This window comes from uncultured Shewanella sp. (genome assembly GCF_947491715.1).
Taxonomy (GTDB): Bacteria; Pseudomonadota; Gammaproteobacteria; order Enterobacterales; family Shewanellaceae; genus Shewanella.
Map to the genome: position 1 here is coordinate 1 of NZ_CANLKR010000170.1, position 207 is coordinate 207.

A 207-nucleotide genomic window follows, 5' to 3' on the forward strand; every position below is an offset into this window, starting at 1 on the left:
ATTAGCGCAGCCCGGTAGCGCATCTGGTTTGGGACCAGAGGGTCAGAGGTTCGAATCCTCTATCACCGACCACTTTTCGATAAGCCTTCTAACGAGAAGGCTTATTTCGTTATCACATTAAATAAAACAATGGTGATTGTAGCTCAGTTGGTAGAGCCCCGGATTGTGATTCCGGTTGTCGTGGGTTCGAGCCCCATCAGTCACCCC

1 tRNA gene is annotated in these 207 nt (G+C 49.8%); it reads left to right on the forward strand.

Annotation, left to right across the window (positions count from 1 at the left end):
* Positions 1-132: 132 nt before the first annotated feature.
* A tRNA-His gene (locus tag Q0779_RS23955) sits at positions 133-205 on the forward strand.
* Positions 206-207: the final 2 nt, after the last annotated feature.